At 67.4% G+C, this 24,369-nt stretch carries 23 protein-coding genes; 21 read left to right on the top strand and 2 right to left on the bottom strand.

Features of this window, described 5'->3' with window-relative positions; translation table 11 throughout:
• Positions 1–19 precede the first annotated feature (19 nt).
• From ABE957_RS00255 to ABE957_RS00335, 17 genes are all read left to right on the top strand, one after another.
• Complete coding sequence (locus tag ABE957_RS00255) at positions 20–934, top strand: ParB/RepB/Spo0J family partition protein (protein WP_349756636.1); 915 nt, start codon at positions 20–22, stop codon at positions 932–934.
• Between the two features lie 229 nt (positions 935–1,163).
• Positions 1,164–1,550, top strand: coding sequence for an ATP synthase subunit I (locus ABE957_RS00260; RefSeq protein WP_349756637.1), 387 nt, complete (start codon positions 1,164–1,166; stop codon positions 1,548–1,550).
• Between the two features lie 14 nt (positions 1,551–1,564).
• On the top strand, positions 1,565–2,392 hold the full coding sequence (gene atpB / locus ABE957_RS00265) for a F0F1 ATP synthase subunit A (protein WP_349756638.1): 828 nt from the start codon (positions 1,565–1,567) through the stop codon (positions 2,390–2,392).
• A 58-nt stretch (positions 2,393–2,450) separates the two neighbouring features.
• The gene (atpE, locus tag ABE957_RS00270; RefSeq protein ID WP_138178816.1) at positions 2,451–2,678 is read left to right on the top strand and encodes a F0F1 ATP synthase subunit C; all 228 of its coding nucleotides are present in this window, start codon (positions 2,451–2,453) and stop codon (positions 2,676–2,678) included.
• Positions 2,679–2,753: 75 nt separating this feature from the next.
• Positions 2,754–3,224 carry a F0F1 ATP synthase subunit B gene (locus tag ABE957_RS00275; protein WP_349756639.1) on the top strand — a complete coding sequence of 157 codons (471 nt, stop codon included), beginning with the start codon at positions 2,754–2,756 and terminating at the stop codon, positions 3,222–3,224.
• An 11-nt stretch (positions 3,225–3,235) separates the two neighbouring features.
• Positions 3,236–3,775: a F0F1 ATP synthase subunit delta gene (locus ABE957_RS00280; protein WP_349756640.1), complete on the top strand. Its 540-nt coding sequence runs from the start codon at positions 3,236–3,238 to the stop codon at positions 3,773–3,775.
• A 16-nt stretch (positions 3,776–3,791) separates the two neighbouring features.
• Positions 3,792–5,336: a F0F1 ATP synthase subunit alpha gene (gene atpA / locus ABE957_RS00285; RefSeq protein WP_349756641.1), complete on the top strand. Its 1,545-nt coding sequence runs from the start codon at positions 3,792–3,794 to the stop codon at positions 5,334–5,336.
• A gap of 71 nt (positions 5,337–5,407) precedes the next feature.
• Positions 5,408–6,289, top strand: coding sequence for a F0F1 ATP synthase subunit gamma (gene atpG, locus ABE957_RS00290; RefSeq protein ID WP_349756642.1), 882 nt, complete (start codon positions 5,408–5,410; stop codon positions 6,287–6,289).
• A 65-nt stretch (positions 6,290–6,354) separates the two neighbouring features.
• Complete coding sequence (atpD, locus tag ABE957_RS00295) at positions 6,355–7,731, top strand: F0F1 ATP synthase subunit beta (RefSeq protein ID WP_349756643.1); 1,377 nt, start codon at positions 6,355–6,357, stop codon at positions 7,729–7,731.
• Between the two features lie 24 nt (positions 7,732–7,755).
• Positions 7,756–8,184: a F0F1 ATP synthase subunit epsilon gene (locus tag ABE957_RS00300; protein WP_349756644.1), complete on the top strand. Its 429-nt coding sequence runs from the start codon at positions 7,756–7,758 to the stop codon at positions 8,182–8,184.
• Between the two features lie 132 nt (positions 8,185–8,316).
• Complete coding sequence (gene mgtE, locus ABE957_RS00305) at positions 8,317–9,687, top strand: magnesium transporter (RefSeq protein WP_349756645.1); 1,371 nt, start codon at positions 8,317–8,319, stop codon at positions 9,685–9,687.
• An 84-nt stretch (positions 9,688–9,771) separates the two neighbouring features.
• Positions 9,772–10,575 carry an undecaprenyl-diphosphate phosphatase gene (locus tag ABE957_RS00310; protein ID WP_349756646.1) on the top strand — a complete coding sequence of 268 codons (804 nt, stop codon included), beginning with the start codon at positions 9,772–9,774 and terminating at the stop codon, positions 10,573–10,575.
• A gap of 1 nt (position 10,576) precedes the next feature.
• Positions 10,577–11,689: an FAD:protein FMN transferase gene (locus ABE957_RS00315; protein ID WP_349756647.1), complete on the top strand. Its 1,113-nt coding sequence runs from the start codon at positions 10,577–10,579 to the stop codon at positions 11,687–11,689.
• A 33-nt stretch (positions 11,690–11,722) separates the two neighbouring features.
• Positions 11,723–13,102 (top strand): bifunctional UDP-N-acetylglucosamine diphosphorylase/glucosamine-1-phosphate N-acetyltransferase GlmU, encoded by a 1,380-nt coding sequence (gene glmU / locus ABE957_RS00320; protein WP_349756936.1) that lies wholly within the window; start codon positions 11,723–11,725, stop codon positions 13,100–13,102.
• A gap of 11 nt (positions 13,103–13,113) precedes the next feature.
• A complete protein-coding gene (gene glmS / locus ABE957_RS00325; protein ID WP_349756648.1) occupies positions 13,114–14,949 on the top strand; it encodes a glutamine--fructose-6-phosphate transaminase (isomerizing) in 1,836 nt (611 codons plus the stop codon).
• Positions 14,950–14,951: 2 nt separating this feature from the next.
• On the top strand, positions 14,952–15,815 hold the full coding sequence (locus ABE957_RS00330) for a DUF72 domain-containing protein (protein WP_349756649.1): 864 nt from the start codon (positions 14,952–14,954) through the stop codon (positions 15,813–15,815).
• A 344-nt stretch (positions 15,816–16,159) separates the two neighbouring features.
• Positions 16,160–17,500, top strand: a complete 1,341-nt coding sequence (locus ABE957_RS00335) for a sodium-dependent transporter (protein ID WP_349756650.1) — start codon at positions 16,160–16,162, stop codon at positions 17,498–17,500.
• Positions 17,501–17,595: 95 nt separating this feature from the next.
• On the opposite strand, the gene ABE957_RS00340 is transcribed toward ABE957_RS00335, so the two are convergent.
• On the bottom strand, positions 17,596–17,811 hold the full coding sequence (locus ABE957_RS00340; protein WP_349756651.1) for a PA3496 family putative envelope integrity protein: 216 nt from the start codon (positions 17,809–17,811) through the stop codon (positions 17,596–17,598).
• Positions 17,812–18,086: 275 nt separating this feature from the next.
• On the opposite strand from ABE957_RS00340, the gene hexR reads away from it, so the two are divergent.
• From hexR to ABE957_RS00355, 3 genes are all read left to right on the top strand, one after another.
• Positions 18,087–18,950 (top strand): transcriptional regulator HexR, encoded by an 864-nt coding sequence (hexR, locus tag ABE957_RS00345; RefSeq protein WP_349756653.1) that lies wholly within the window; start codon positions 18,087–18,089, stop codon positions 18,948–18,950.
• 193 nt (positions 18,951–19,143) lie between these two features.
• Positions 19,144–21,342, top strand: coding sequence for a DNA helicase II (gene uvrD, locus ABE957_RS00350; RefSeq protein ID WP_349756654.1), 2,199 nt, complete (start codon positions 19,144–19,146; stop codon positions 21,340–21,342).
• Between the two features lie 181 nt (positions 21,343–21,523).
• Positions 21,524–22,612, top strand: a complete 1,089-nt coding sequence (locus tag ABE957_RS00355) for a TRAP transporter substrate-binding protein (RefSeq protein ID WP_349756655.1) — start codon at positions 21,524–21,526, stop codon at positions 22,610–22,612.
• 114 nt (positions 22,613–22,726) lie between these two features.
• On the opposite strand, the gene ABE957_RS00360 is transcribed toward ABE957_RS00355, so the two are convergent.
• On the bottom strand, positions 22,727–23,134 hold the full coding sequence (locus tag ABE957_RS00360; protein ID WP_349756656.1) for an acyl-CoA thioesterase: 408 nt from the start codon (positions 23,132–23,134) through the stop codon (positions 22,727–22,729).
• Between the two features lie 172 nt (positions 23,135–23,306).
• On the opposite strand from ABE957_RS00360, the gene ABE957_RS00365 reads away from it, so the two are divergent.
• On the top strand, positions 23,307–24,308 hold the full coding sequence (locus ABE957_RS00365; RefSeq protein WP_349756657.1) for a phosphate ABC transporter substrate-binding protein: 1,002 nt from the start codon (positions 23,307–23,309) through the stop codon (positions 24,306–24,308).
• The last annotated feature ends 61 nt before the right edge of the window (positions 24,309–24,369 follow it).

Consider the following 24,369-nt stretch of genomic DNA (forward strand, 5'->3'; position numbering starts at 1 on the left):
TAGTGATGAGGGAATGTCGATGACGCGTAAACGCGCCCTGGGACGTGGCCTGGATGCCCTGATTGGTGCCAACGCCCGCCGTCGTGAAAGCCTGGACCTGCCCGAGGTCGATATCGAGAAGGGGGTCGAGAGTATCGCTCCACAGGCGGCCGCCCCCGAAGAACGCCTCGAGCGCCTGCCGCTGGGGCAGCTCTCTCGCGGCAAGTACCAGCCGCGTCGCGACATCCAGCCCGAGGCCCTCGAGGAACTCGCCGACTCGATTCGCGCCCAGGGCGTGATGCAGCCGATCGTGGTGCGCCCCGTGGGCGAGGCCCGCTACGAGATCATCGCCGGTGAGCGCCGCTGGCGGGCCGCCCAGCTCGCCGAGCTCGACGTGATCCCCGCGGTGATCCGCGAGGTGAGCGACGAGGTGGCGCTGGCGCTGGCGCTGATCGAGAACATCCAGCGCGAGGACCTCAACCCGGTCGAGGAGGCGATGGCGCTGAAGCGGCTGCTCGAGGAGTTCTCGCTGACCCAGCAGCAGACCGCCGATGCGGTGGGTCGCTCCCGCGCCCAGGTGGCCAACCTGCTGCGCCTGCTGACGCTGGACCCCGAGGTGCAGACCCTGCTCGAGCGCGGCGACCTGGACATGGGGCACGCCCGGGCGCTGCTGGCGCTGTCGGGCGCCAAGCAGCGCAAGGCCGCCCACGAGGTGGTCAACAAGGACCTCACCGTTCGCGACACCGAGGCGCTGGTCAAGCGCCTGGCCAACGGCGAGCCGGCGAAGCCCGCTCCCGAGGCGCCGTCCGCCGACGTGGCCGGCCTCGAGACCCGCCTCGCCGAGGTGCTGGGCGCGCCGGTGAAGATCCAGCACGGACGCGGCGGCAAGGGGCGCGTGACGATCCGCTATGCGAGCCTCGACGAGCTCGACGGGATCCTCGAGCACATCCGCTAGCGGGCCGTCGGCGAGGTGATGCGGCAGTTAGCCGGCTAAACATACTGGGCGAATTTATCGACTTTTAGTCGTAGAGCAACGAGATATCGCGCCCAATGGCGGCTCTCTCGGTTGAAGCCTGGGTGGGGCTTCCCTATAATCGCGCCGGACCTTTCGTTGATCCGCGCGCGGCAGAGGATCAGCGAAGCAGACGGGTCGCCGACCATCGGTAGCGTGAACGGAGACCCTCATGGCAGCCAGGATCAGGCGTCCCAGCCTGCGGCCACTGTGGCTTTTACAGCTCGCCGCCATGGCGGTCATGGTCGGGCTGGCGGCCGGGTTCAAGGGCCCCGCCGATGCTGTCTCGGCCCTGGTGGGAAGCGCTGTGGCGCTGCTGCCGAATATCTACTTCGCCTGGCGCGTATTTCGCCACCGCGGCGGTCGCCAGGCACGCCGAGCGGTCCACGGCCTCTACCGCGCGGCGGCCGGAAAGTTTGGTTTGACAGTGGCACTCTTCGCACTGGTATTCATGACAGTGCCCCTCTCAAATCATGCTTTATTCTTTGGCGCTTATGTGGTGACCCTGTTCGCGTACTGGCTGGCCTCCTGGCTGATGACGCGACAGACACCCAACTGAAATCGAGGCAGCTCATGGCAGGCAACAACTCGACTCCCACGGAGTATATCCAGCACCACCTGCAGAATCTGACCTACGGCTATCACCCCGAGAACGGCTGGTCGCTGGCCCACTCGGCCGCGGAGGCCCAGGACATGGGCTTCTGGGCGATCCACCTGGACACCATGGGCTGGTCGCTGGCGATGGGCGCGCTGTTCATCTGGCTGTTCCGCACCGTCGGCAAGGCCGCCACCACCGGTGTGCCCGGCAAGCTGCAGTGCGCCATCGAGATGATCTTCGAGTTCGTCGAGGGCACGGTGCGCGGTGCCTTCCTGCACGGCAAGAACCCGGTGATCGCCCCGCTGGCGCTGACCCTGTTCGTCTGGATCTTCCTGATGAACCTGCTGAAGCTGGTGCCCGTGGACCTGATGCCGGAGCTGTTCGCCAAGTTCGGCGTCGAGTACATGAAGCTCGTGCCGACCACCGATCCCAACATCACCCTCGGCATGGCGCTGGGCGTGTTCTGCCTGATCATTTACTACAGCATCAAGGTCAAGGGCGCCGGCGGCTTCATCAAGGAGCTCTCGTTCACCCCGTTCAATCACTGGCTGCTGATCCCCTTCAACCTGATCATGGAGCTCATCGGCCTGCTGGTGAAACCGCTGAGCCTGGGCCTGCGACTCTTCGGCAACCTGTTCGCCGGCGAGGTCATTTTCCTGCTGATCGCGCTGCTGCCGTTCTGGGTCTCCTGGACGCTGAACGTGCCCTGGGCCATCTTCCACATCCTGGTCATCACCCTGCAGGCGTTCATCTTCACCGTCCTGACGGTGGTCTACCTGAACGCGGCACATGAGCATCACTGAATCACGTAACACCCGCTAAACCCTTGAACCTAAACGTAAACTCGATAGGAGCATCACCATGGAACTCATCTACATTGCTGCCTCTCTCATGATCGGCCTGGGCGCACTGGGTACCGGCATCGGCTTCGCCCTGCTGGGTGGCAAGCTGCTCGAAACCACCGCTCGCCAGCCGGAGCTGGGCGACCAGCTGCAGACCAAGACCTTCCTGATGGCGGGCCTGCTGGACGCCGTGCCCATGATCGGCGTCGGCATCGCGATGTACCTGATCTTCGTCGTTGCCGGTTAACGTTTGGCACACCGGGCGCACCGCGCTCGGTTTGCTTGTTTCCGGACGCCACGAATCTGTCAGAGGTACGTCCCTGTGAATATCAACATGACGCTAATCGGACAGATGATCGCCTTCGCGATCTTCGTCGGATTTTGCATTAAGTTTGTGTGGCCGCCGATCAGCAACGCGCTCCATGAGCGTCAGAAGAAGATCGCCGACGGCCTGGACGCGGCCAGCCGCGCCTCGCGTGACCTGGAGCTGGCCGAAGAACAGGCCGGCGAGACGCTGCGCGAGAGCAAGGATCAGGCCGCCGAGATTCTGGAGCAGGCCCACAAGCGCTCCAGCCAGATGATCGAGGAGGCGCGTGACCAGGCGCGCCAGGAAGGCGAGCGGATGATCGCTCAGGCCAAGTCCGAGATCGACCAGGAAGTGAATCGCGCGAAGGAAGATCTGCGGGTGCAGGTGTCGCGTCTCGCCATCGTGGGTGCGGAGCGGATCCTGGAAGCCTCCATCGACGAGAAGAAGCACGGCAAGCTCGTCGACAAACTCGCCAACGAGCTTTGAGGAGGTGACCCATGGCGGAAACGTCTACCGTCGCACGACCCTACGCCAAGGCGGCCTTCGAGTACGCCGTTGAGCAGCAGGCACTGGATGACTGGGCCGGGATGCTCGAGACCGCGGCGCGTGTCGTCCTTGACGACGACATGCGCAGCCGCGTGCTCGGCAACCCGCAGCTGTCGAGCACCCAGAAGGCCGAGGTGGTCGTCGACGTCTGTGGCGACGCCGTGAGCGACGCCGTCCGCAATTTCCTGCGCCTGGTCGGCCAGAAGGGTCGCCTGGCGACGCTTCCGGCCATCGTCGAGCAGTTCACCATGCTCAAGGCCCAGCAGGAGAAGCGCATGGACGTGAACATCGTCTCCGCCTTCCCGCTGGACGACAAGCAGCAGGACAAGCTCGCGAGTGCACTGGCCAAGCGTCTGAACCGCGAAATCTCCATTACCACTCAGGTGGATTCCACCCTCCTGGGAGGCGTCATCCTGCGTGCCGGCGATACCGTCATCGACGGCTCGGTACGCGGTCGACTGAATCGCCTCCACGAGGCCCTTTCCGCCTGAGTCTGAGGGACATGGCATGCAGCAACTGAATCCTTCCGAGATCAGCGACATCATCAAGCAGCGTATCGAAAAGCTGGATGTCGCATCCGAAGCCCGTAATCAGGGCACCATCGTCAGCGTGTCTGACGGTATCGTGCAGATCCACGGCCTGGCCGACGCGATGTTCGGCGAGATGATCGAGTTCCCCGGCGGCGTCTACGGCATGACGCTGAACCTCGAGCGCGACAACGTCGGCGCCGTGGTGCTGGGCGACTACCTGAAGCTCGAAGAGGGCATGACCGCCCAGTGCACCGGGCGCATCCTCGAGGTGCCGGTGGGTCCCGAGCTCGCCGGCCGCGTGGTCGACGCCCTGGGCAACCCCATCGACGGCAAGGGTGATCTCAACACCAAGCTGACCGACGCGGTGGAAAAGGTCGCCCCCGGCGTCATTACCCGTCAGTCCGTCGACGAGCCGATCCAGACCGGCTTCAAGTCCATCGATGCCATGGTGCCGATCGGCCGCGGCCAGCGTGAGCTGATCATCGGCGACCGCCAGATCGGCAAGTCGGCCATCGCCATCGATGCGATCATCAACCAGAAGGGCAAGGGCGTCACCTGCGTCTACGTGGCCATCGGCCAGAAGCAGTCGACCATTGCCAACGTGGTGCGCAAGCTCGAAGAGCACGGTGCCATGGAACACACCATCGTGGTCGCCGCCGGCGCCGCCGATCCGGCCCCGATGCAGTTCCTCGCCGCCTACTCCGGCTGCACCATGGGCGAGTACTTCCGCGACCGCGGCGAAGACGCTCTGATCGTCTACGACGATCTCTCCAAGCAGGCCGTGGCCTATCGTCAGGTCTCCCTGCTGCTGCGTCGCCCGCCAGGCCGCGAAGCCTTCCCGGGTGACGTCTTCTACCTCCACTCCCGCCTGCTCGAGCGTGCCGCTCGCGTGAACGCCGACTACGTCGAGAAGTTCACCAATGGCGAAGTGAAGGGCAAGACCGGCTCACTGACGGCCCTGCCGATCATCGAGACCCAGGGCGGCGACGTCTCCGCGTTCGTGCCGACCAACGTGATCTCGATCACTGATGGTCAGATCTTCCTCGAGACCGACCTGTTCAACTCGGGCATCCGTCCGGCCATCAACGCCGGCCTCTCGGTGTCGCGTGTCGGCGGCTCGGCCCAGACCAAGATCATCAAGAAGCTCGGCGGCAGCGTGCGTCTGGCCCTGGCCCAGTACCGCGAGCTGGCGGCCTTCGCCCAGTTCGCCTCCGATCTGGACGAGGCCACTCGCAAGCAGCTGGAGCACGGTCAGCGCGTCACCGAGCTGATGAAGCAGCACCAGTATGCGCCGATGTCCGTGGCCGAGATGGCCGTCTCCCTGTATGCCGCCAACGAGGGGCATCTGGAGCAGGTCGAGGTCAACAAGGTGCTGGACTTCGAGCGCGCGCTGCAGGACTACATGAAGTCCGAGCACGCCGATCTGCTCGAGACGATCAACCAGACCGGCGACTATAGCGACGAGATCAAGTCGGGCCTCAAGGCCGGTCTCGAGAAGTTCAAGGCCACTCAGAGCTGGTAATGCCGACGGCCCGCTCCTCCGGGGCGGGCCCTGGAGCTTTCTGAGGGCCACGAACGATAAGGTAGATCGCTATGGCAGCTGCAAAAGAGATTCGCACCCAGATCGGGAGCATCAAGAACACGCAGAAGATCACCAGCGCCATGGAAATGGTGGCTGCGTCGAAGATGCGCAAGGCACAGGACCGGATGAAGGCCAGCCAGCCCTATGCCAAGCAGATCCGCAACGTCGTGGGCCACGTCGCCGATGCCAACCCGGAGTACAAGCATCCGTGGATGGAAGAGCGCGAGGTCAAGCGGGTCGGCTACATCGTGGTCTCCTCCGACCGCGGACTGTGCGGGGGCCTCAACGTCAACCTGTTCAAGTCCGTGGTGAAGGATGCCAAGGCCCAGCGTGAGCAGGGCGCGGAGCTCGACTTCTGTGCCCTGGGCAGCAAGGCCACCGGCTTCTTCCGCAAGTTCGGCGGCAGCCTCGTCGCGGCCAAGAGCGGCCTGGGTGAGGCGCCGGATCCGGAGGACCTGATCGGCAGCGTGAAGGTCATGCTGGATGCGTACGATGAGGGCCAGCTGGACCGCCTCTACGTGGTGTTCAACGAGTTCGTCAACACCATGACCCAGAAGCCGGTGGTTCGTCAGCTGTTGCCCCTGTCGGCCGAGATGGGGACGGAAACGTCCACCGAAGAAACAAAGCGTCCCGGTAGCTGGGACTACCTGTATGAGCCGGATGCCAAGGCGCTGCTGGATAGCCTGCTCGTGCGTTTCGTCGAGGCGCAGGTCTATCAGGCGGTGGTCGAGAACGTGGCGTGCGAGCAGGCCGCTCGGATGATCGCCATGAAGAGTGCCACCGACAACGCCGGCAATCTGATCGACGACCTGGAGCTGGTGTACAACAAGGCCCGTCAGGCGGCCATTACCCAGGAAATCTCCGAGATCGTCGGTGGCGCCGCCGCCGTTTAGCGTCGGGGAGGGCAGTGCCCTCCCGGCAAGCAGGTTTCATTTGCAGGTATTTGAGAGGAACCAAGATGAGCGGACGTATCGTACAAATCATCGGCGCGGTGATTGACGTAGAGTTTCCGCGGGACAATGTGCCCAAGGTCTACGACGCGCTGAATGTCTCGGACACCGGGACCGTTCTCGAGACCCAGCAGCAGCTGGGTGACGGCGTGGTGCGCACCATCGCCATGGGCACCACCGAAGGCCTCAAGCGCGGCCTGAACGTGGTCGGCACCGGTGCTCCGATCTCCGTGCCGGTCGGCAAGGCGACCCTGGGTCGCATCATGAACGTGCTGGGCGAGCCCATCGACGAGGCCGGCGACATCGGCGAAGAAGAGCGCATGCCGATCCACCGCAAGGCGCCGGGCTACGCCGACCAGGCGGCCTCCAGCGAGCTTCTGGAGACCGGCATCAAGGTCATCGACCTGGTGTGCCCGTTCGCCAAGGGCGGCAAGGTCGGCCTGTTCGGCGGCGCCGGCGTCGGCAAGACCGTCAACATGATGGAGCTGATCCGTAACATCGCCACCGAGCACAGCGGCTACTCCGTGTTCGCCGGCGTGGGTGAGCGGACTCGTGAGGGTAACGACTTCTATCACGAGATGACCGAATCCAACGTCATCGACAAGGTGTCGCTGGTCTACGGTCAGATGAACGAGCCGCCCGGCAACCGCCTGCGTGTGGCCCTGACCGGCCTGACCATCGCCGAGAAGTTCCGCGATGAAGGCCGCGACGTGCTGCTGTTCGTCGACAACATCTACCGCTACACCCTGGCCGGTACCGAGGTCTCCGCACTGCTGGGCCGTATGCCGTCCGCGGTGGGCTACCAGCCGACCCTGGCCGAGGAGATGGGCGTCCTGCAGGAGCGCATCACCTCCACCAAGGATGGCTCGATCACCTCCGTGCAGGCCGTCTACGTGCCCGCGGATGACCTGACCGATCCGTCTCCGGCGACCACCTTCTCGCACCTGGATGCGACCGTGGTACTGGCGCGCTCGATCGCCGAGCTGGGTATCTACCCGGCCATCGATCCGCTGGACTCCACCTCGCGCCAGCTCGACCCGCTGGTCGTCGGCGACGAGCACTACGGCACCGCTCGCGGCGTGCAGGGCGTGTTGCAGCGCTACAAGGAGCTCAAGGACATCATCGCGATCCTGGGCATGGACGAGCTGTCCGACGAGGACAAGCTGGCCGTCTCCCGGGCGCGTAAGATCCAGCGCTTCCTGTCGCAGCCGTTCTTCGTGGCCGAGGTCTTCACCGGGGCGCCCGGCAAGTACGTGTCCCTGAAGGACACCATCCGCGGCTTCCAGGGTATCCTCGACGGCGAGTATGACGAGCTGCCCGAGCAGGCCTTCTACATGGTCGGCACCATCGACGAGGCCGTCGAGAAAGCCAACCAGATGAAGTAATCCCTCCACCTGGGAGACGTCATCATGACGAAAAGCTTCAAGTGCGAGATCGTCAGCGCCGAGGCGTCGATCTACTCCGGGTCCGCCGAGCAGGTCGTGGCGGCCGGTACCATGGGGGATCTCGGGATCCTGGCCGGGCACACGCCACTGCTCACCGAGCTGGCGCCGGGTCCGATACGGATCGTCCATGGCGGAGGTGAGGAAGATCACTTCTACGTCTCGGGCGGTTTCCTCGAGGTGCAGCCCAATGTGGTCACGGTGCTGGCGGATACCGCCGTGCGCGCCGACGACCTCGACGAGGCCGCCGCCGAAGAGGCCCGTCAGCACGCGCTGAAGGAGATGGGCGACAAGTCGGCGGAGCTCGACTACAGTCACGCCGCCGCAGAGCTGGCCGAGGCCATGGCTCAGCTGCGTACCATCCAGCAGGTGCGTCGCAAGGCCGGCCGCGGCTAACGCCCGACTCGTGTCTCGACCTCGACGCCCTCCGGATCCTGTCCGGGGGGCGTCGTCGTTTCCGGGCTCTCGAGGCGCCACCGTTCTCTTCCCGCCGGTCCCCGGGCCGGCCTCGCCGCCGGGAGGCCCTGGATGTCACTGAGCGATCCCCTGCAGACGCACAAGGCGACGCTGCTCTCCGCCCTGGAGGGCGATGACGCGCGCCTGCGGGGCCTGCTGCCGGAGCTGCGCTCCGCCGATATCGCCGAGATCCTCGAGACCCTGGTCGAGGACGATCAGGACATGCCGCGAGCCCTGGTACTCTTCTCGCGGCTGCCGCTGGAGCGCCGCGCCAGCGTGCTCGGCCACCTGCCGGGCGACGAGCAGCGGGCGATCACCGAGGCGCTGGATGACGAGGTGCTGCTGGCGATCCTCGAGGAGATGGGCGCCGACGAGCGTGCGGATCTCTTCAAGACGCTGGGCGATGATCGTCGCGAGGCCCTGCTGAGGCGCATGGCCCGACAGGAACGGGAGGCGCTCAAGCGCCTGGCGAGCTACGCGGAAGGCACCGCCGGCGCGCTGATGACCTCGGACTACGTGGCGATCCCCGCCGGCCTGACGGTGTCCCGGGCGATGATGCGGGTGCGCCAGACCGCCCCGGATGCCGAGACGGTCTACCAGCTCTATATCGTCGATCCCGACGGTCGTTTGGCCGGCACTCTGTCGCTGCGTCAGCTGATGGTGGCGCGGCCCGGGGCGCGGGTCGACGACCTGATGATCCATGAAGTTATCCACACCCGGGTGGACGTGCCCCAGGAGGAGGTCGCGCGCATCGTCGCCCGCTACGACCTGCTGGCGCTGCCGGTGGTCGACGCCGAGCGGCGGCTGATCGGCATCGTCACCCACGACGACGCCATGGACGTGGTCGAGTCCGAGGCCACCGAAGATATCCACAAGGGGATGTCGATCGGCGCCCTGGAGGGGGGCGTGCGCCGGGTGCCGCTGTGGAGCCTGTACCGCAAGCGGGTGCTCTGGCTGGTGCTGCTGGTGTTCGGCAACCTCTTCTCCGGGGCGGGCATCGCCTACTTCGAGGAGACCATCGCCGCCCAGGTGGCGCTGGTGTTCTTCCTGCCGCTGCTGATCGGCGGCGGCGGCAACGCCGGCGCCCAGGCGGCCACCCTGATGGTGCGCGGCATGGCCACCGGGGACGTGGGCATCAAGGACTGGGGCAAGCTGCTCGGTCGCGAGCTGCTGGTGGCGGGCGCCCTGGGACTGACCATGGCCCTGGCGGTGGCGCCCATCGGGGTGATCCGCGCCGGCGAGGCGGTGGCGCTGGTGGTGGCGGTGAGCATGATCGCCATCGTGCTGTTCGGCAGCCTGCTCGGCATGTGCCTGCCCTTCGTGCTCGACCGCCTGGGCTGGGACCCGGCCACCGCCTCGGCGCCGCTGGTGACGACCCTGATCGATGCCTCGGGGGTGGTGATCTACTTCGGCTTCGCCACCGCCATGTTGTCGACGCCCTGAGCCGCCGGCGGCGGACAGGCAGCCTGCACGGGTGTATCCTCTGGGGCCGCCCGAGCTGCCTTATTCCACCACACGGACCGTTTCATGGACTGGCTACAGATCTTCGTCCTCTCCATCGTTCAGGGATTGACCGAGTTCCTGCCGATCTCCAGCTCCGCCCACCTGATCCTGGTGCCGGTCTTCACCGACTGGGACGATCAGGGCCTGGTCTTCGATGTCGCCCTGCACATCGGCAGCCTGAGCGCGGTGGTGCTCTACTTCCGCCACGAACTGGTCGGCATGACCACCAGCTGGTGTCGCAGCGTGGCGGGGCGCGGCACCGACGACGAGGCGCGTCTGGCCTGGTGGGTGATCCTGGCCACCATTCCGGTGGGGCTGGCGGGGCTCGCCTTCGAGGACGCCATCCAGGGGATCATGCGCTCGCCGCTGGTCATCGCCGGGGGGCTGATCGGCTTCGGGCTGCTGCTGGCCTATGCCGACTGGCGCCATCGTGGCACCCGCAACGAGTATCGCCTGAGCTGGCGGGATGCCCTGTGGATCGGGCTGGCCCAGGCGCTGGCGCTGATCCCGGGCACCTCGCGCTCCGGCATCACCATGACCGCCGGCCTCCTGCTGGGCCTGAGCCGGGAGGGGGCGGCGCGCTTCTCCTTCCTGCTCTCGATCCCGGTCATCGTGCTCGCCGGCGGGCTGGAGATCCTCCATCTCGCCGACGCCAGCGTGCCGGTGGACTGGGGCGCCCTGATCATGGGAGCCGTGCTCTCGGGTATCAGCGCCTACCTGTGTATCCACTTCTTCCTGGTCTTCATCAAGCGGATCGGCATGCAGCCCTTCGTGGTCTATCGCCTGGTGCTGGGTGTCGCCCTGCTCTGGCTCTTCGGAGGCGCCTGACATGACGATACTGCGTTCGCTTCTTGGGTCTCTGCTGCTCGGCCTGCTGCTGTCGGGCTGTTCCGAGCGCGATCGCCCGCTTGAGTCCCCGGTGACCCTCGAGGGGGAGATCTTCGGCACCTTCTATCAGGTGAGCATCGCCGACCCCCTGACCCAGGGCGAGGCCAACGAGCTCGAGGCGGGGCTGCTCGCCGAACTCGAGGCGGTGGACGCCGCCATGTCCACCTGGCGCGACGATTCGGAGCTGATGGCCTTCAATCGCGCCCCCCTGGGCAAGTGGCAGCCGCTCTCCGACCCGCTGATCGAGGTGCTGGCCATCGGCCAGTCGGTGGCCGAGGCGAGCGGCGGGGCCTTCGACATGACCATCGGCGACCTGGTCAACCTGTGGAGCTTCGGCCCCGAGGCGCGTCCCCGGGAGGTGCCCGACGACGCGCTCCTGGCCGAGCGACTGGCCGAAGTCGGGCCCGACAGCCTGGAGGTCGACGCCGAGGCCCGGCAGGCGCGACGCCTGCGCGACGTCTTCGTCGACCTTTCCGGCGTGGCCAAGGGACACGCCACCGACCGGGTCGCCGCCTACCTCGCCCGCGAGGGGCTCGACCACTACCTGGTCAACCTGGGCGGCGAGCTCAAGGTGAGCGGCCATCGGGACGCCGAGTCCGAGCCCTGGCGGATCGGCATCGAGGTGCCTCGCGACGGCCGCCCCGAGGCCCGCCACGTGCTCGCCCTGGAGCGCATCGCGGTGGCCACCTCCGGCGACTACCGTAACTACTTCGAAGAGGACGGCCAGCGCTACTCCCACACCCTGGATCCGCGCACCGGTCGCCCCATCGAGCACCGCCTGGCCTCGGCGACCGTCGTGCACCCCTCCGATGCCTGGGCCGATGCCTGGGCCACCGCGCTGATGGTGCTGGGCGAGGAGGCGGGCATGGCGCTGGCCCGGGAGCGGGGGCTCGCCGTGCTGATGCTGGTGCGCCAGGGCGAGGGCTGGACGAGCCTGGCGAGCCCGGCCTTCGCCGAGCGCTTCGGCCGCGCGGCCATCGACGCGCTGGGCGTGACGGTGGTCGACGGCCCGTCGGACGACATGGCGGCAGAACCCTCACGCCCCCTAGAATAGAAGCCAAGAAATGAACGCGGACAAGGAGTCATGATGACGCTCGACGTGGTGATACTGGCAGCCGGGCAGGGGACCCGGATGCGCTCGACCCTGCCCAAGGTGCTGCACCGCCTGGCCGGCAAGCCGATGGTGCGACACGTGATCGATACCGCCGAGGGACTCGCGGCCGAGCGCACCCACCTGGTGGTCGGCCACGGCGCCGAGCACGTGCGCGAGGCCCTGGCCGAGGCCCCGACCGAGAGTCGCGTGCGCTTCGTCCTGCAGGCCGAGCAGAAGGGCACCGGCCATGCCGTGGCCCAGGCCCTGGACGGCCTCGGCGAGGGCAAGGTGCTGGTGCTCTACGGCGACGTGCCGCTGATCCGTCGCGAGACGCTGGTCGAGCTGCTGGCGCGAGTCGACGAGCAGCACCTGGGCCTGCTCACCGTCACCCTCGACGACCCGGCCGGCTACGGGCGCATCCTGCGCAACGCGGATGACGAGGTGGTGTCCATTGTCGAGCACAAGGACGCCTCCGAGGCCGAGCGGGCCGTACGAGAGTGCAATACCGGCATCATGGCGATGACCGCTACCCAGCTGCGTCGCTGGCTGCCGAGCCTCTCCGCCGACAACGCCCAGGGCGAGTACTACCTCACCGACGTCATCGCCATGGCCGCCGCCGAGGGCGTGAGAATCGCCACCGTCCAGCCGGCGCGCCCCCAGGAGGTCGAGGGCGTCAACAATCGCGCCCAGATGGCCCGCCTGGAGCGCGCCCTCCAGCACGACATCGCCGAGCGTCTGATGGAGCAGGGCGTGGCGCTCGCCGATCCGGCGCGGCTCGACGTCCGCGGGCGCCTGACCTGCGGCCACGATGTCGAGATCGATGTGGGCTGCGTCTTCGAGGGCGACGTCGAGCTCGGCGAGGGGGTGCGGATCGGCCCCCACTGCGTGATCCGCGACAGCCATGTCGGCGCCGAGTCGGTGATCGAGGCTCATAGCGTCCTCGAGGGCGCCGTGGTGGCCGGCCACAACCGCGTCGGGCCCTTCGCCCGGCTGCGGCCCGGCTCTCGCCTGGCGGTCGGCGCCAGGGTCGGCAACTTCGTCGAGACCAAGAATGCCGAGGTGGGCGAGGGTAGCAAGATCAACCACCTGAGCTATGTCGGCGACGCCCGGTTGGGGCGCGACGTCAACGTCGGCGCCGGCACCATCACCTGCAACTACGACGGCGCCAACAAGCACCATACCGAGATCGACGACGGGGCCTTCATCGGCTCCAACACCGCCCTGGTGGCCCCGGTGATCGTCGGCCGCGGCGCCACCGTGGGGGCCGGGTCGACCATCGCCAAGGACGTGCCCGATAACGCCCTGGCGGTCACTCGCGGCCGCCAGATCAGCAAGCCCGATTGGCCGCGGCCGACCAAGCGCCAGGAATCCTGAGGAGACTTCGTATGTGTGGAATCGTCGGCGCCGTTGCCGAGCGCAACGTCCAGGGCATCCTGCTGGAGGGCCTGAAGCGCCTGGAATACCGCGGCTATGACTCGGCCGGGATGACGATACGCTCGCCCGAGGGGCGCCTGCAGCGCCAGCGAGCGCTGGGCAAGGTGGCCGCCCTTGAGGAGCGGCTGGTCGCCGAGCCCCTGCCGGGGCAGAGCGGCATCGCCCATACCCGCTGGGCGACTCACGGTCGCCCCAGCGAGGCGAACGCCCATCCCCACCAGTCGGGTGAGCGCCTGGCGGTGGTGCACAACGGCATCATCGAGAACCACGAGGCCCTGCGCCGCGAACTCGAGGCCGAGGGCTACGCCTTCACCTCCGAGACCGATACCGAGGTGATCGCCCACCTGCTGGAGCGCGAGAGCCGCCGCGAGGGCGACCTGCTGAGCGCGGTGCAGGGGGTGCTGGCCCACCTCGACGGGGCCTATGCCCTGGGCGTGATTCATGCCGACGAGCCCGATGTGATCATCGGCGCCCGCAAGGGCAGCCCGCTGGTGGTCGGCGTGGGCATCGACGAGGCCTTCCTCGCCTCCGACCCGCTGGCGCTGCTGCAGGTCACCGACCGCTTCGTCTATCTGGAGGAGGGCGACGCGGTGCGTCTCTCCCGCGGCGGCGTGATCGAGGTGGTCGATGCCGATGGGTACGTGGTCGAGCGCGAGGTGCAGACCTTCGAGCACGGCGACGGGGCGGCCAGCAAGGGCGACTATCGCCACTTCATGCTCAAGGAGATCCACGAGCAGCCGACGGTGATCGCCGCCGCCCTGGAGGGGCGCCTGGGCGAGCGCTCGGCGCTGGTGGAGAGCTTCGGTCCCGAGGCCGAGGCGCTGTTCGGCCGAGTCAAGCAGATCCACATCGTGGCCTGTGGCACCAGCTACCATGCCGGCATGGTGGCCCGCTACTGGCTGGAGCGCTATACCGGGTTGCCGGTGCAGGTGGAAGTCGCCTCGGAGTACCGCTATCGCCAGGTGGTGGTCCCCGAGGACACCCTGTTCGTGACGCTCTCCCAGTCCGGCGAGACCGCCGACACCCTGGCGGCGCTGCGCTTCGCCAAGGAGCGTGGCTACCTGGGCAGCCTGGCGATCTGCAACGTGCCGGGCAGCTCCCTGGTGCGCGAGTCGGACCTGACCCTGATGACCCGCGCCGGGCCCGAGATCGGCGTGGCCTCCACCAAGGCCTTCACCACTCAGCTCACCGCTCTGATGCTGCTGACCCTGGCGCTGGGCCGGGTCAGGGGCCTCGCGGCCGACGAACAGGCGAGCCTGGTCGAGGCGCTGCGTGGCCTGCCGGGTCTGGTGGCGCGGGTGCTGGCGCTGGACCCGGCCATCGAGGCCCTCGCCACGGCCTTCGCCGAGAAGCACCACGCGCTCTTCCTGGGGCGCGGGGCCCACTTCCCCATCGCCCTGGAGGGGGCGCTGAAGCTCAAGGAGATCTCCTACATCCACGCCGAGGCCTACCCGGCGGGCGAGCTCAAGCACGGCCCCCTGGCGCTGGTCGACAGCGAGATGCCGGTCATCTCGGTGGCACCGAACGACGACCTGCTCGACAAACTCAAGTCCAACCTCCAGGAGGTGCGGGCCCGCGGCGGCGAGCTGTTCGTCTTCGCCGACGCGAAGGTGGGGCTGGTTGAGGAGGAGGGCGTGCAGGTGCTGCACCTGCCCGGCGTGCACGAGGCGCTGGCGCCGATCCTCTACACCGTGCCGCTGCAGCTGCTCAGCTATCACGTGGCGGTACTCAAGGGCACCGACGTCGATCAGCCGCGCAACCTCGCCAAGTCCGTCACCGTGGAGTGACGATGTCGCCGCCGCGCCTGCACCTGGGCCTGCCCATGTGGGCCAATCCCGACTGGCGTGGCGGCCTCTACCCGCCCCACGGCGGCAGCGATGACTGGCTCGGCGACTATGCCCGGGTGTTCTCCACCGTAGAGGGCAACACCACCTTCTACAGTGGGACCCCCAGGGAATCGACGGTGGCCGCCTGGGCCCGCCAGGCGCCGCCCTCTTTTCGTTTCTGCTTCAAGCTGCCGGCGAGCCTGACCCACGAGAAGCGCCTGGAGGGCATCGAGGCCGATCTCGATGCCTTCTTCGCGGCGCTCTCGCCCCTGCACGACCGGCTAGGGCCGACCATGGTGCAGCTCCCCCGGGACGTCGGTCCCGAGGCGCTGCCCCGGCTCGAGGCATTGCTGAAACGCTGGCCGGCGGGGTTGCCCTGCGCCGTCGAGGTCCGTCACCGGGAATTCTTCCACAAGGGGGAGGCCGAAACGGCCCTCAACCGATTGTTGATAACTCAGGGTGTCGATCGGGTGATGCTCGATGTTCGCCCGCTCTTCGCCACGCCTCCCGAGGCCCGTGCCGGGCTGGCTCGCGCCCAGGCCGAGAAGCCGCGACTCCCATTACACGTGCTTTCCACGGGAGACTTCCCGCTGGTGCGCTTCATCGGGCACCTCGAGGATGCCGTCAACGAGCACGCCTTCACCCCCTGGGTCGAGCGCCTCTGCCTGTGGATAAAACAGGGGAAAAGCCCTTTTCTGCTTGTGCATACGCCGGATAACCGGCAGGCGCCCGAACTCGCGCGACGCCTGTATGCGCGGATCACCGAACGTGTGGCGCTCCCGCCCCTAAAGGCCTTCGTCGGAGAGGCCCAGGCCTCGCTGTTCTGATCCCCATCGGTCGACGCCACACGTTGCCCATGGTTTTTCCCGGATGACTGGTCAACAAGCGTATGATCGGATACTTTTACGGGTCGATCGTCACTTGCCATCGGATCTTGTGGGGTTTCGTACGTATCCCGTGTGATTCCTCGTCGTGATCCATCAGGAGGTGTCCGCGGCGCGCCTCGGGTAGGCCCCGCGGAAGTTGTACCGGCAGCGATCCTGTCTGGCATCCGTAATGCCCTTGAAAGCGGCATCCCGTGATCCGGGATGACGTGGACGTGGCGACTACAACCACAACGCCGTCATCGCATCCGATCGATCGATGACGACACGTACCATCAGGGTGATTTATGTCTAACAAGCAACACGCACACTGGTCTTCCCGACTGACCTTCATTCTCGCGGCCACCGGCTCCGCCGTCGGCCTGGGGAATATCTGGAAGTTTCCCTACATGGTGGGCGACAGCGGCGGCGCCGCCTTCGTGCTCATCTATCTGCTGTGTATCGGCCTGGTCGGCCTGCCGATCCTGGTGGCCGAGTGGCTGGTGGGCCGTCGAGGCCAGAAGAACCCGGCCAACGCCATGGCCGACCTGGCCAAGTCTGCCGGGGCCTCGCGCGGCTGGATGATCGTCGGCATCAGCGGCATCCTCGGTGCCTTCCTGATCCTCTCCTTCTACAGCGTGATCGGCGGCTGGTCGCTCTACTACACCCTGAGCTCGGTCACCGGGGCCTTCAGCGGCCAGGACGCCGACGGCATCAGCGCGCTGTTCAGCGGCATGCTGGCGAGCCCCGGCCTGCTGCTGGTGGGCCACTCGGTGTTCATGCTGCTGGTGATCGGCATCGTCGCCCGCGGCGTGACCAAGGGCCTCGAGGGCGCTGTGCGCAGCCTGATGCCGGCGCTGGGCGTGCTGCTGGTGGTGCTGGTGGGCTACGGCATGACTACCGGCTACTTCGGCGAGGCCTTGAGCTTCATGTTCAACCCCGACTTCGCGAAGGTGGACGGCGGCGTGGTCCTGGCGGCCATGGGTCAGGCCTTCTTCACGCTGTCGCTGGGCATGGGCATCATGATGGCCTATGGCTCCTACCTGAACGAGGAGATCAACCTGCTCAAGACCGCACGGACCGTGATCATCCTCGATACCCTGGTGGCGCTGGTCTCCGGCCTGGCGATCTTCCCCATCGTCTTCGCCAACGGCCTGGATCTCAGCTCCGGCCCGGGCCTGATCTTCGTCACCCTGCCGCTGGCGTTCGGCAATATGGGCGGTGGTGTCATCCTCAGCCTGATGTTCTTCCTGCTGCTCACCTTCGCGGCCCTGACCTCGGCGATCTCGCTGCTCGAGCCGGTGGTGGAGTTCGTCGAGGAGCGCACCCCGCTGTCGCGCTTCGCCTCCACCCTGGTGGCCGGCGCGGCGACCTGGGCGCTGGGCATCGCCGCGCTGCTGGCGTTCAACGTCTGGAGTGACGTGCTGATCTTCGGCCTGAATATCTTCGACCTGCTCGACACGGTGACCAGCAAGTTCCTGCTGCCGCTGACCGGCCTGCTGGCGATCGTCTTCGTCGCCTGGGTGCTGGATCGCGAGGGCGTGCGTCGGGAGCTGGGTCTCGGCGAGACCGGCGCGAAGGTGTGGACCGTGATCTCCCGCTTCATCGCGCCCATCGGCGTGATCGCGGTGTTCGTCTCCAGCCTCTGAGCATGATTCGCCGGCTCGCGCCGGCGCGTCACGTCTCCTACGAGCCCCGCCCTGCGGGGCTCGTTGCGTGAGGGGAGATGCGCCGCGCTTGGCGGTCAGTGCATCTCGTCTTCCACCAGCGCCTCCTCGGGGAGCGGGGCGATGTCCTGAGACAGGCGCTTGAATTCGTTGTGCAGCTCGATGCCGCGGCGGGCGCGCAGGTTGCGCTGGGCGGCGGTGCGGGACCGCTGCTCGTGCTCGACGACTTCCATGCTCATGAAGATGTCGAGGAGTTCACTCTTGAGGGAGGATAACCGTTCGACATTACGCATGATCGACTCTCCTTTCTGCAGTGAATGTGCCGGCATCAAGGACGCTGCGCGACACTGCATAGTCTTACTATATCTCACTTGACAAAATCATGACGGCTCATGTTGCAAACGCACAACGCGCCGTCAACGCAGCGCGGCGCGCCTGTCGCCGAGCCTTCGTGCCCGACGGGGTGCGCATCGCTTCTTGGCTTGGGGCATACTGTGATCATGAACCTGCCCATCGTTTTGCCGCCTCGCCCTCGCCGTGAGGCGGCCCGCCAGCAAGGAGTCCCCGCGTGAGCCGTGCCCTGTTCGATGAGATGAGACGTCGCATGGAGCACTTCCGCCGCTCCGAGCAGAAGGTCGCGCGCTTCGTGCTGCGCAACCCCGAGGAAGTGATCCACATGCGCATCGTCGACCTGGCCACCGAGGCCAAGGTCAGCGAGCCCACCGTGGTGCGCTTCTGCCGCGCCCTGGGCTGCAACGGCTTCCAGGACTTCAAGCTCCAGCTGGCACAGATGCTGGCCTCCGGCAGCCAGTTCGCCCAGTTCTCGATGAATGACAGCGATTCGGTAGCGGAATTTTCCCACAGCATCTTCGACTCCACCGTGGGCACCCTGCTGTCGGTGCGCGACCGGCTCGACAACGAGGCGCTGAGCCAGGCCATCAACGCCCTGGCCATGGCCAACCGGGTGGAGTTCTACGGCTTCGGCGCCTCGGGGGCCGTGGCCGCGGATGCCCAGCACAAGTTCTTCCGCCTGCAGATCTCCACCGCCGCCTACACCGACCCGCACATGCAGAACATGTCGGCGGTGACCCTGAAGGAGGGCGACGTGGTGGTGGCCATCTCCCAGACCGGCCGCACCCGGGCGCTGGTGGCCAGCGTACGCCTGGCGCGCGAGGCCGGGGCGACGGTGATCGGGCTCTGTCCCAGCGGCTCGCCGCTCGCCGAGGAGGTCACCCTGCCGCTCTACATCGATGTCCACGAGGACACCGAGATCTACACCCCCATGAGCTCGCGCATCGCCCATCTGGTGCTGGTCGACGTGCTGGCGGTGGGCGTGGCCAAGACGCGGGGGCCCAAGCTCGCCGAGCAGCTGCGCGAGGTGAAGAAGAGCCTTACGCCGCTGCGCTTCCCTGAGGCTGACGGCAAACCGTAGCCGCGCGAAAACGCGGCTGTCCCGACGACAGGTCTATGCGGAGGCGCTGTGGACCCATCCCAGGGCGCTACATCCTTCAGTCCTGAAGGATGACCTCCGCGTCGACCTGTCACCGGCGCCGCTCGCCTCGATGATTGGGCTGGCCAATATGCTAAGCTGGGCCTCCATTTTTTGACCCGGCTTTCCCTGCGCTATGGACGACGTCACGGCGATTCTCGACCACATGAACCCGGCCCAGCGCGAGGCCGTCAGTGCCCCCCAGGGCAACATGCTGGTGCTGGCCGGGGCCGGCTCGGGCAAGACCCGAGTGCTGGTTCACCGCATCGCCTGGCTGATGCAGGCCGAGGGGCTCTCGCCCTATGCGCTGCTCGCCGTGACCTTCACCAACAAGGCGGCCCGGGAAATGCGCACCCGCCTGGAGGCGCTGCTTGGCATCTCGCTGCGCAACGTCTGGGTCGGCACCTTCCACTCCATCGCCCACCGCCTGCTGCGCACCCACTGGCAGGATGCGCGCCTGCCCCAGCACTTCCAGATCATCGACAGCGACGATCAGCTGCGGCTGGTCAAGCGGCTGCTCAAGGACCACAACGTCGACGACGAGCGCTTCCCGCCGCGCCAGGTGCAGTCGTTCATTTCCGGCTGCAAGGAGGAGGGGCTGCGCCCCCACCAGGTCGATGCCCACGGCGATGCCTACATGGCGCAGATGGTCGAGCTCTACGAGCGTTACCAGCTCACCTGCGAGCGCGGCGGCCTGGTCGACTTCGGCGAGCTGCTGCTCAGGAGCCTGGAGCTCCTGCGCGACAATCCCGCGCTGCTGGCCCATTACCGGGAGCGCTTCGGCCATGTGCTGGTCGACGAGTTCCAGGACACCAACACCCTGCAGTACGCCTGGCTCAAGCTGCTGACCGGCATGACAACCCCGATGACCGTGGTCGGTGACGATGACCAGTCAATCTACGGCTGGCGCGGGGCGCGCATCGAGAACATCCGCCGCTTCGAGCAGGAGTTTCCCGGCACCAAGACCGTGCGCCTGGAGCAGAACTATCGCTCCACCAGCGCCATCCTCGACGCCGCCAACGCCCTGATCCGCCACAACAGCGAGCGCATGGGCAAGGAGCTGTGGACGGCCGGCCATCGCGGCGAGCCGATCTCGGTGTACGCGGGCTTCAACGACCTGGACGAGGCGCGCTTCATTGTCGACACCCTGCGCGAGAAGGTCGACGAGGGCGTCAACCGCCGCGAGATGGCGATCCTCTATCGCTCCAACGCCCAGTCGCGGGTGCTGGAGGAGACGCTGATCCGCCAAGGGGTGCCCTACCGCATCTACGGCGGCCAGCGCTTCTACGAGCGCCTGGAGATCAAGAATGCCCTGGCCTACCTGCGCCTGCTGCTCAACCGCGACGACGACGCCTCGCTGGAGCGGGTGATCAACGTCCCGGCCCGGGGCATCGGCACGCGCACCGTGGAGGTGCTGCGCACCCGGGCGCGGCAGACCGACGTCTCGCTGTGGCAGGCGCTGCACGATGCGCTGCTGGACGCCTCGCTCAAGGGCCGCGCCGCTACGGCGGTGCGCGCCTTCGCCGACCTGATCGAGCGGCTCGACAACGACACCGCGGGCCTGGCGCTCCACGAGATCATCGATCACGTCATCACGACCTCCGGGCTGATCGAGCACCACCGCAGCGAGAAGGGCGAGAAGGGCCAGGCGCGGGTTGAGAACCTCGAGGAGCTGGTCACCGCCGCCAAGGCCTTCACCCAGGGCGAGAGCTTCGAGCCGCCCGAGGCCGGCGAGGGCGGGGCGGCGCTGGAGGCCTTCCTCTCCGAGGCGGCGCTCAATGCCGGCGACCACGAGGCCGACGAGTTCGAGGACTGCGTGCAGCTGATGACCCTGCACTCGGCCAAGGGCCTGGAGTTCCCGGTGGTGTTCATCGCCGGGGTCGAGGAGGGGCTCTTTCCGCACAAGATGTCCATGGAGGAGCCGGGCCGCCTGGAGGAGGAGCGTCGCCTCTGCTACGTGGGTCTGACCCGCGCCATGCGCAAGCTCTACCTGACCCACGCCGAGCTGCGCCGGCTGCACGGCAAGGAGACCTTCCAGCGGCCGTCGCGCTTCCTGCGCGAACTGCCCGAGGAGTATCTGGAGGAGGTGCGCCTGCGCGGCCAGATCTCGCGGCCGGTGACCGCCTCGCGCCCCGGGCCGCGCCAGGAGAGCGTCGACGGCGGCGCCGACCTGCCGTCCCTGTCGCTGGGCCAGCGGGTCAACCACCCGGTCTTCGGCGAGGGAGTGATCCTCAATGCAGAGGGGGAAGGGGAGCGCGCCCGGGTGCAGGTCAGCTTCGAGGGTGAGGGCGACAAGTGGCTGGTGCTGGGCTTCGCCAAGCTGACGCCGCTGTGACTCGCCTCCCCTGATTCACACCGCCGATCCCTTCCGCTGATCCCCCTCTCGGAGCGCTGTGCCCCGCCCTCAGGGTGGGGGCGGTGCTTGCCGGGTAATTCAGCCGTGACGCATACTTGAGGCGGACACGCCATCGCCCGCCCACCTCGCGGGAATAACAAGCCTCCGGAGTCATGCTCGCATGCAACGCCGTCAGTTTATCAAGACCCTGGGCGTCGGTGCCGCCGCCGGCGCCACCGCCCCCTTTATCGCCACGGCCAGCGCCCAGGAGACCATCACCTGGGACATGGTGACCTCCTGGCCGAAGAACTTCCCGGCGCTGGGGACCGGGGCCAACGACTTCGCCGCGCGCATCGAGCGGATGTCCGGGGGCCGCATGAAGATCCGCGTGCACGGCGCCGGCGAGCTGGTCCCGGCCCTGGAGGTATTCGATGCGGTGGGCGAGGGAACCGCCGAGCTGGGTCACTCCGCCTCCTACTACTGGCGCGGCAAGACCCTGGCCGCCCAGTTCTTCACCGCCGTGCCCTTCGGCATGACCACTACCGAGACCAATGCCTGGCTCTACCACGGCGGCGGTCAGGAACTCTGGGACGAGGAGTACGCCAAGTACAACCTCAAGCCCTTTCCGGTGGGTAACACCGGTACCCAGATGGCCGGCTGGTTCAAGAAGGAGATCAACTCGCTGGACGACATGCAGGGCCTCAAGCTGCGGCTGCCGGGACTGGCCGGCGAGGCGATGAACCGCATCGGCGTGACCACCGTGAACACCCCCGGGTCCGAGATCTTCACCTCCCTGCAGACCGGCGTGCTGGACGCGGCCGACTGGGTCGGTCCCTACAATGACCTCGCCTTCGGCCTGCATCAGGTGGCCCAGTACTACTACACCTCGGCCTGGAACGAGCCCAGTGCCGTGCTCGAGGGGATGGTCAACCTGGACGCCTGGAACGCCCTGCCCGACGATCTGAAGGCGGTGGTCAGCGAGGCGGCGATGGCCTCCAACCTGGCGATGACCAGCGAGTTCGCGGTGCGCAACGCCGAGGCCCTCGAAACCCTGGTCGACGAGCACGGCGTCGAGCTGCGCACCTTCCCCGAGGAGGTGCTGGTGGCGCTCCACGATGCCGCCCGGCAGGTCCTCGCCGAGCAGGTGGAGAAGGACGAGGCGTCGCGCCGGGTCTACGACTCCTACACCGTCTTCCAGCGTAAGGTGCGTCGCTTCACCGACGTGGGCGAGTTCGCCTACCTGAAGACCCGGGAGCGGGTCGGCGCCTGACGCCGCGCTCCATCGCCCGCGGCCAGGTATCAGACGCACAGCTCGGAGGCGCCCAGGTGGCGCCTCCGAGCCCTTTTCGCCGAGGGACGGCGAGGGTCGATCCGCGAGAGGTGATCAGTCTTGCTGGCGCACGCCGCGGATCCGCCCGTTCTCGTCCAAGGCGACCATCACGAAGCGTGCCTCGGTGACCTTGTGCAACTCGTGGGGGTCGCGCTCGTGGGGCGCGCGGATCCACACCTCCACGTCGATCTTGATCGAACTGTGGCCGATCTCGCTGACGCGGGTGAAGATGTTCACCATGGAGCCCACCCGCACCGGGCAGAGGAAGTCCATGGCCTCGATGGCCACGTTGGCCGTGCGGCCCAGGGCCTCCCGGCCGGCGGCCACCTCGGCGGCCTCGTCCATGCGGGCGACCAGCCAGCCGCCGGGAATGTCGCCGTGCAGATTGGTATCCTGGCGGCTGGCCAGCAGCTTGAGGGTCAGCTGACCCTGGGGGGCGGGGGTATCGTCGATGTCTGTCATGGCGGGCGTTACGACTCGCATTGTTGTTGTGGGGGGCATCGATGTGGTGAAGGGGTTCATCGGTGCTCCATGGTATACGTCGAGGGCCCGCGTTCACCACCTTGGCGGCGCGACATCCTGCCGCCGGCCGCGATCTCCTTTCTTCTTCACCTTCGCGCTTCGAGGAGCCGTCATGCCCGTCGTCCTGTCCCGCCGCCTGATCCCCTGGCTGCTGCTGATCGCATCCGGCGTGCCCATGATTCAGGCCCAGGCCCAGGCCCAGGCCCAGGCACAGATCCAGGATCGGCCCGGGGCGCGCGGCCAGATCGAGGAGATCGCCGGGACTCTGGGGGCGATGGGCTCCGATACCATGGCGGAGCTGATGCTGCGTTGGGGAGAGGCGCTGGCACGTCGCCATCCCGGCGTTCGGCTGCAGCTGCAGGCCAGCGGCTCGGCCAGCGCGCCACCGGCGCTGGTGGCCGGGACCACCCGGCTGGGGCCGATGTCTCGCCCCATGGGCGACATCGAGCGCCGCGCCTTCGTCGCACGCCACGGTTATCCGCCGCGGGAGCTGGTGGTGGCCCGCGACGCCCTGGTGGTGGTGGTGCACCGTCACAACCCGCTGGCGGGCCTGGGGCGCCGCGAGCTGGATGCCGTCTTCTCCGACACGCGGCGCTGCGGGGCGCCGGCCGCGATCCGCGACTGGCAGGCGCTGGGGCTCGCGTGGCCCGAGGGGCGCATCCGCCTCCACGGCCGCAACGCGGCCTCCGGCACTCAGGCGCTGTTCCGGCGGGTGGCGCTCTGTGACGGATTCTTCCGCCCGGCGGTCAACGAGCACCCCGGCTCGGCCGCGGTGGTGGCGGCGGTGGCCGAGGATCCGCGGGCCATCGGCTACGCCGGCCTCAATCACCTGACACCGGGCGTGAAGGCCCTGGCTCGCCGCGACGACGACGGGATGCTCCATGCGCCCGATCCCGAGGCGGTGCGCCGCGGCGAGTATGCCCTGTCGCGGGACCTCTACCTCTACCTCAACCTGCCGCCCGGCGAGGCGCTGCCGGCGCCTGAACGCGCCTTCGTCGACCTGGTGCTCTCGCCAGCGGGTCAGGCCATCGTCGAGGAGCTCGGCTTCGTCGCCCTGCCCGAGGCGCAGCGACGGCGCCAGCGCCGCGCGCTGGCGCCCGACGGCGGCAGTTGACGCTGTCATCCCTCTGTCATCACCTTGTCGTACTCTTTCGTTAGCCCTCGTCTCTCACAGG

The organism is Halomonas pelophila, from assembly GCF_040196315.1.
Taxonomy (GTDB): domain Bacteria; phylum Pseudomonadota; class Gammaproteobacteria; order Pseudomonadales; family Halomonadaceae; genus Halomonas; species Halomonas pelophila.

What these genes read in the sequence shown, in the direction of transcription:
- mgtE (WP_349756645.1), top strand. Translation starts at nt 8,317, where the DNA reads ATGTCACTGAGCGATCCCCTGCAGACGCACAAGGCGACGCTGCTCTCC.
- ABE957_RS00335 (WP_349756650.1), top strand. Translation starts at nt 16,160, where the DNA reads ATGTCTAACAAGCAACACGCACACTGGTCTTCCCGACTGACCTTCATT.
- atpE (WP_138178816.1), top strand. Translation starts at nt 2,451, where the DNA reads ATGGAACTCATCTACATTGCTGCCTCTCTCATGATCGGCCTGGGCGCA.
- atpB (WP_349756638.1), top strand. Translation starts at nt 1,565, where the DNA reads ATGGCAGGCAACAACTCGACTCCCACGGAGTATATCCAGCACCACCTG.
- uvrD (WP_349756654.1), top strand. Translation starts at nt 19,144, where the DNA reads ATGGACGACGTCACGGCGATTCTCGACCACATGAACCCGGCCCAGCGC.
- atpA (WP_349756641.1), top strand. Translation starts at nt 3,792, where the DNA reads ATGCAGCAACTGAATCCTTCCGAGATCAGCGACATCATCAAGCAGCGT.
- ABE957_RS00365 (WP_349756657.1), top strand. Translation starts at nt 23,307, where the DNA reads ATGCCCGTCGTCCTGTCCCGCCGCCTGATCCCCTGGCTGCTGCTGATC.
- ABE957_RS00355 (WP_349756655.1), top strand. Translation starts at nt 21,524, where the DNA reads ATGCAACGCCGTCAGTTTATCAAGACCCTGGGCGTCGGTGCCGCCGCC.
- ABE957_RS00315 (WP_349756647.1), top strand. Translation starts at nt 10,577, where the DNA reads ATGACGATACTGCGTTCGCTTCTTGGGTCTCTGCTGCTCGGCCTGCTG.
- ABE957_RS00260 (WP_349756637.1), top strand. Translation starts at nt 1,164, where the DNA reads ATGGCAGCCAGGATCAGGCGTCCCAGCCTGCGGCCACTGTGGCTTTTA.
- glmS (WP_349756648.1), top strand. Translation starts at nt 13,114, where the DNA reads ATGTGTGGAATCGTCGGCGCCGTTGCCGAGCGCAACGTCCAGGGCATC.
- ABE957_RS00280 (WP_349756640.1), top strand. Translation starts at nt 3,236, where the DNA reads ATGGCGGAAACGTCTACCGTCGCACGACCCTACGCCAAGGCGGCCTTC.
- atpG (WP_349756642.1), top strand. Translation starts at nt 5,408, where the DNA reads ATGGCAGCTGCAAAAGAGATTCGCACCCAGATCGGGAGCATCAAGAAC.
- ABE957_RS00300 (WP_349756644.1), top strand. Translation starts at nt 7,756, where the DNA reads ATGACGAAAAGCTTCAAGTGCGAGATCGTCAGCGCCGAGGCGTCGATC.
- ABE957_RS00255 (WP_349756636.1), top strand. Translation starts at nt 20, where the DNA reads ATGACGCGTAAACGCGCCCTGGGACGTGGCCTGGATGCCCTGATTGGT.
- ABE957_RS00360 (WP_349756656.1), bottom strand. Translation starts at nt 23,134, where the DNA reads ATGACAGACATCGACGATACCCCCGCCCCCCAGGGTCAGCTGACCCTC.
- ABE957_RS00340 (WP_349756651.1), bottom strand. Translation starts at nt 17,811, where the DNA reads ATGCGTAATGTCGAACGGTTATCCTCCCTCAAGAGTGAACTCCTCGAC.
- glmU (WP_349756936.1), top strand. Translation starts at nt 11,723, where the DNA reads ATGACGCTCGACGTGGTGATACTGGCAGCCGGGCAGGGGACCCGGATG.
- atpD (WP_349756643.1), top strand. Translation starts at nt 6,355, where the DNA reads ATGAGCGGACGTATCGTACAAATCATCGGCGCGGTGATTGACGTAGAG.
- ABE957_RS00310 (WP_349756646.1), top strand. Translation starts at nt 9,772, where the DNA reads ATGGACTGGCTACAGATCTTCGTCCTCTCCATCGTTCAGGGATTGACC.
- ABE957_RS00330 (WP_349756649.1), top strand. Translation starts at nt 14,952, where the DNA reads ATGTCGCCGCCGCGCCTGCACCTGGGCCTGCCCATGTGGGCCAATCCC.